This is a genomic window from Polaromonas sp. AER18D-145 (assembly GCF_002379095.1).
Lineage (GTDB): Bacteria > Pseudomonadota > Gammaproteobacteria > Burkholderiales > Burkholderiaceae_C > Polaromonas.
In genome coordinates, this window is the sequence record NZ_NBZV01000021.1 from 64236 (window position 1) to 70303 (window position 6068).

Consider the following 6068-nt stretch of genomic DNA (forward strand, 5'->3'; position numbering starts at 1 on the left):
TCTTCCTTAAGCGCTGTCTGGCAGCCCACTTGCCCCGCGCTGGAGTCGAGGTTGAGTTCGAGGAAGAAAAACGGCTCGCCGGAGCGAGTTCACCATGTGGGCGGTCGGCGACGTTCAACGCCAGACCGGTATTCTACAGTCGCGCTCAAGGCGCGGATCTCCCCGGAATGCAGCATCTACAGGCTATCCGGGGATTGTTTTGGCCTACGGGCGTGCAGTGAACCTGCTCCTCAATGCGCTGATAAGTTGCCTTTGCGATTGATGCCTGTTTGCCGAACGTTGACCGACCGCAGTGTTTCGCGTGCCTCGAGCAGCAGGTCGACCAGAGCCTTCAGTCGTTCGCCGGCAACCTTTGGCTGGTCTTGGTAGACATGGTCAGGCAGGTCGCGCCCTGTGCGTGCGCTGTTGAACTCCAGAGTGTTTTCCTTGTACAACTGACGCGCCATGTTCAGGCGATGGAGGTCCTGCAGGTCGGCAATCCTGGCCAAAATGGGGGCTAACGACTGGAGCATTCGGGAGTACTGGATCGGTGTGATACCGAGCGTTGAGTAGATCTCCGTCAGGCCAGCGTTGCGCCCGATCAGCCGGACCAGCAAAGCAGTCCCCAGAAAGGTGTGCAAGTCCCGATCGTGCTGGCTGGGGTTCGCTGCGCCAAGCTCTGCGCGAACCACCATCAAGGCTTCAGCGCGTCCCGCGCTCCGTTTGTGCTCCTGATTTGACAGGATACCCAGGCTGAGCAGCTCACCTTTCTGCCGCGGGCTCAGCCGGCCAGAAGATGCGGCGGTAATTTGATCAGTTGCCCACGTGGCAAGGTGTTTGGGCGTGTTCGTGTCGATCACGCCGCGAAATGCCGGGCACTTCGCCGTGGCCACCTTGAATGCTTGGGCAGTGGCCCACCAGCTGTCCTGGCTCGTCGGGACTGGCGCTTCACCAGGGCGGAGCCAGGCTCCAAAGCTGAAGCCCGGGAGCTTGCTCGCGATATTCCGCATGCGGCCCGATGTCCCGCGTGCCATAAAGCATTCCAACAGGCGTCGCTGCCACTCGAGGAGCTCGGGAGCCGCATCTGCTTGGGGGGTGAAGCTGCCGGTGGTGGAATGCAGTTTCAGCATCTCGTTGACCATCGCATCGTCGTCGAGCATGGTGCCGCGGCCGGTGTTGGGGGCCCGGTACAGGGCGAGGTCGATGTTGTAGTGCTCGAGCAGGCTGCGCGAGATGTCGCTGAGACGCCCTTTTTTGTAGCTATTGACCTGGTAGCAGAACCAGTTGCGCAGTGACCTCAGCTCCGTGGTGTCCGGCGGCAGCGTCACGCCGTTTTCCGCGACCCAGGCGCCCGCCCAGTGCCAGGCGTTCTCATATTCGGCGGGAACTCCCCGCGACGTGGTCGTGAGGATCTTCTTGATGCGGTTGATGGTTCCGGGGTCGTCGCTGAAGCGATCCACGACCTCCGCGCGCGCGAGTGCCGGCGTCTCCGCCTGGCGGTCATGGAATTTTTGCGCACCACTGAGGGTGTCGAGGGAAACAGCGTTGGCGGTGGACGCGAGTGAAGTGCGTTGAGTGGACATGGCGAGACTCTCCAAATTTAGTGTGAATCGAACAAATGCGATTCCCCAAGTGCTTTGCGGCGAACAATGCGGCGGCCGTAGCGCATCACGCAGGGCGATGGGCAAAGCACTTAGGGAATCGTCGGCGGCTCGCCGAAAAGATGAATAGAAGGGGCAGGGGGTCGTTGACGGGGCTACGAGGAGCACGTCACGCCGGCGGTCGACCGTGGTCGTCCAGGGGCTGAAAGTTGGAAGGAAATCACCTTGAGCGCATCGATGGCCAGAAAACGCTGGCGCGAAAGCTTCAAGGGGGACACGATTCGCCGGGGGCGTTCATGACTTGAGGGTGCAGGCGGACACTTGATCCGCAAACGCTCCGGAGCCGAGGCTTGGGAGTGAGTTAGCGAATTCTACTGTGGGTTCGTAGCAAATGCACGCAATGGCGACCAAAGCGTACTTTGCCTGCTGGGCGATTCAGGACTGCAGCTAAGAAAACAGGGTTCGCGCCTTTACGTCCACTCAGGGGTGAATTGCGAGCCTGGCCAACGGCCTGCCCGACCGTGGCAGAGAGGACACGTGAGCAAGGAGCACGCGCCGGCGCGCAGCGCGGCCGCGGCTTGGTCCGGGTTGATTTTTTTTCAAGCCTTTTCAGCCCGGCCGGTTGTGGACTCTATTCAATACGAATGGAGCAAAACACCCCAAAAACTGCCATTTGTTGTGGACTTTCTAGCCACCAAAAAACCCAACAATCCGATGAAGATACTTAGTAGGTCATATTGAATATACACAGTGGAAATTGCCCAATTCCGGGTGTATCCCCCCCTTTGGTCGACCTCTTTTCCCCCTTCGTTCCCCCTGAAACTCAGGCCGCGCCGCCGAGGCCGGGGCCACACGGATTCGGAGCAACATGTCACCAAAAAGGGGGAGGAAAAGGGGACTTGACAGGGTTTTGTTGTGGTGTAGATTGAAGATATGAATTTCCAAAAACCCTTCTCTCCACGTAATAGTGTTCACAACCTGACCTTAGGGGATGCCCCTAACAGCCTGGTCGATTTCATGCGCATGATGCTTTCAAGCCAAAACGACCCCGTTGGGCCGGCCGAAACGCGCAAAACTCGCGGCACACTTAGCCAGCCCACCAAATGGATTCTTGATCGGAGCCTCTATCCTGTACCGACCATGCCAGCGCCCGCATTGAACGCCGCGCCGATTGAATTCGTCATCCAGCGAGACGAGATCGAAGCCGGCGCCGTTGGCGCCTTCGTTGACCGCCTGATGCGCCTGTCCGACACGCAGGACAAGTGTCTCGGCGCCATGCAGCGCCTCGACCTCGTCTTCGCAGGCTTTGCAGGTGACTCGCGTGAGGTCCACCAGATTCCGGAAGTCTTCACGTTCATGCGTGCCGCTCACACCTTCTGGCCCTACTGGCTGCACTTCCTGCGCCCGACGCCTGATCAACTGGCCGTGCTGATCTTGCTTCTTTGCGATTCGAACCTCGTTCAAGGCGACAAATTGCGCGTCCAAGGCCGCGTGGCCGACGCGCAGCAAGTCTGGGACTGCCTTGGCGAGTTGGCCAAGGCCGCCATGACGCTGCATGCCGGCATGCGCTTGTCGGACAAGCACGTCCGTCCCATGATTCAGCGCATCGCAGATGGCATTGGCCAGATCGTGATTTGACGCGTGCCCCGATCCCTTCGCTCCCCATTCCAACAAAAGACAGGCCCCTGCACATGACATTCAAGTTTCACTCGCCCTCCAGCGTTCCAAACGGGCAATGGATCTGGGTATTTGCCTCCGATGAAGGCGGCAGTCACGCCAAGGGCGCCGCGCGCGTTGCCCGGGTGAACTTCCGCGCCGCCTACGGGGCCTCAAAGGGTTTGACTGGAAGCGCCTACGCCATTCCAACCACCGACAGGCACAAATCCGCGCTGCCGCTTGCCAGCGTCAAGTCCTCCATCACCGAGTTCCTGCAGTTTGCGGCCGCCAACCCGGGGAAAGACTTCTTTGTGACTTCCGTGGGTACTGAACTTCCCGGTGTGACCGACGACGTGATGGGCCCGCTTTTTGCCGCGGCGTCTGAGAATTGCTCCCTGCCGGAGAAGTGGCGCACCTACGTGAGCCAGGCGCGGGCAGCCTCCCGCACGAGCCCCACCGGTGCCCCGTCCACCTCCGCGCTCGACCGGAACGTGGAACGGTGCCCGTTTTGTGGGCACTTCACATATTCCGACTTGATCATGGCACCCGAACTTCACTGCACCCACGTGGTGCTTCATCCCAAATGATCACGACGACGCCCCAGCCCCTTACCGCCGCGGACTTGCCTGCCGGCGACGACCCTTACAAAGACTGGACCGATAGCATGGGGGACGAGCTCAACGCTTCCTCCAAAATTGCCTACCGCACCTTGTGGGACGCATGGTGCTGGTGGCTCGGAGAAAACAGGCAAACTTGGCGCACTGCTACAGCAAGCACCATCCAGATGTTCCTGGAAGGACCGGCGCCTGAACGCGCAGGGCGCCGAAAGGCACTCAGCGCTACACACATGTCTTCCTACACCCGCCAACGTTACTGGCGGATCCTGCGGGGCGTCTACCACTCTGCTGTGGCTTCAGGGAAACTCACCAACAACCCTACGTTGGACGTTCCGGAAGAGCAAAGGCCGTCCATTTCCGAGGTCGACCGGCAATCTCAGGTCCTTGAGCCGGCAGTTTTCAAGCGCTTGCGCAAGGCGAAAACGCTGGTCACGATCATCGTGGTCAAAAACGAGAACGACTGGTGGCATGTCCGGGACCGGGCCATGCTCGCTGTCCTGGTGGATACCGGAATAACTACTTCGGAGCTGATTGCGCTTCGAGGGGTGGATCTGCGGCGCGCCGACAACAAGCCGCTCTCGCTACAACAGATCGAGCATCCTGAATCGAATCCCGAACCTCTGCTCATCGAAGTCATGTTGTCGGACCAGCTCGTGGGAAGGCAGCTTGAAATCTCGCCACCCATGGCTGAGCTCGTCCTCATGTGGGTCTGCGCACGGGCAGCGCTCTTCGCCAAGCGTTCAGGCAGGCCACCGGGCGGCAACGCTGGCCAGCACCAGCCTGACTGGCTGGAACCGCTCTTTGTTGCGCGGCGGGCAAGCGCGCCTAAGCCAGGCGCCGCGCCTCAGGCCCTTCCTCCGATGGACCCCACCTCTGTCTACTACGCGGTCAGCCAGGCCCTGAAGCGGCTACGAAAGTCCGCCGGGAGCGCGCAGCCAGCCGCCGGCGGGCCACACGTGGCCCAGGGCCCCGCGGTGATCCGCAATTCCGTGATCCGGCTCTGGTTGGACACACTCGAAGTGTCGGAGGTAGTCGCGAGGGCAGGGCTGAAACGGATGGAGTCCCTGCGCCTGAAGGCTGAATAATCGGGGGAAAGCTGGAGACACCCATGAAAGTCCCACAGATCGACGAAATCGCCGCGTTACGCATCCCTCCTCACTCGGTGGAGGGGGAATCCAGTGTTCTGGGCGGCCTGCTGCTGGACAACGGCGCCTGGGACCGGGTCGGCGACCTGCTGGTGGACGAGGATTTCTATCGCTACGAACACAAGCTGATCTACGCGGCCGTCGGTGCCCTGATCAACGCGACGAAACCGGCCGACGTGATCACGGTCTACGAGCACCTGCAGAACCTGGGCAAGGCCGAGGATATCGTCGGCCTGAGTTACCTGAACTCGCTGGCCCAGTACGTGCCCAGCGCCGGCAACATCCGGCGTTATGCCGAGATCGTGCGCGAGCGCTCCATCCTGCGCAAGCTGGTGGCCGCCAGCGACGAGATCGCCACCAACGCCTTCAACCCGCAGGGCAAGGCCGTGGCCATGATCCTGGACGAGGCCGAGCAGAAAATCTTCAAGATCGGCGAGCAGGGTTCGCGCATGAAGCAGGGTTTCCAGAGCATGGACACCCTGGTGGTGAGCCTGCTGGACCGCGTGACCGAGATGTCGGAAAACCCGAACGACGTCACCGGCGTGCCCACCGGCTTTTACGCCCTCGACAAGATGACCTCGGGTTTCCAGGCCGGTGACCTGGTCATCCTGGCGGCGCGGCCGTCCATGGGCAAGACCGCGCTGGCCATCAACATTGCCGAACACGTGGCGCTCAACGAAGGCCTGCCGGTGGCGGTGTTTTCGATGGAGATGGGCGCGTCCCAGCTGGCGGTGCGTATCGTCGGCTCCATAGGCCGCATCGACCAGACCCATTTGCGCACCGGCGCGCTGACCGACGAGGAGTGGCCGCGCCTGACCGAAGCCATCGAGAAGCTGCGCAACATCTCGCTGCACATCGACGAAACGCCAGGCCTGACCGTCAGCGAGCTGCGCGCCAACGCCAGGCGCCTGGCCCGGCAGTGCGGCAAGCTCGGCCTGATCGTGGTCGATTACCTGCAGCTCATGAGCGTGTCCAGCGGCATGGCCGAGGAAAACCGTGCCACGGCCGTTGGCGAGATCTCGCGCGGCCTGAAGATGCTGGCCAAGGAGCTGCAGTGCCCGGTGATTGCG

General features: G+C 61.4%; 5 protein-coding genes. 4 read left to right on the top strand and 1 reads right to left on the bottom strand.

The genetic code is table 11. The features are described from left to right. Window positions 1-230 precede the first annotated feature (230 nt). Window positions 231-1562, bottom strand: a complete 1332-nt coding sequence (locus tag B7G52_RS12245; RefSeq protein ID WP_096697855.1) for a hypothetical protein — start codon at window positions 1560-1562, stop codon at window positions 231-233. A gap of 951 nt (window positions 1563-2513) precedes the next feature. Between B7G52_RS12245 and B7G52_RS12250 the strand changes: the two genes are divergently transcribed. From B7G52_RS12250 to dnaB, 4 genes are all read left to right on the top strand, one after another. Next, window positions 2514-3218: a hypothetical protein gene (locus tag B7G52_RS12250; protein ID WP_141397446.1), complete on the top strand. Its 705-nt coding sequence runs from the start codon at window positions 2514-2516 to the stop codon at window positions 3216-3218. A 53-nt stretch (window positions 3219-3271) separates the two neighbouring features. Continuing rightward, on the top strand, window positions 3272-3823 hold the full coding sequence (locus tag B7G52_RS12255) for a hypothetical protein (protein ID WP_205853058.1): 552 nt from the start codon (window positions 3272-3274) through the stop codon (window positions 3821-3823). After that, complete coding sequence (locus B7G52_RS12260) at window positions 3820-4938, top strand: hypothetical protein (protein ID WP_096697857.1); 1119 nt, start codon at window positions 3820-3822, stop codon at window positions 4936-4938. Before B7G52_RS12255 ends, B7G52_RS12260 begins: the two co-directional genes overlap by 4 nt. A 23-nt stretch (window positions 4939-4961) precedes the next feature. Beyond that, on the top strand, window positions 4962-6068 hold a 1107-nt coding region (gene dnaB / locus B7G52_RS12265; protein ID WP_096697858.1), incomplete at its 3' end, for a replicative DNA helicase.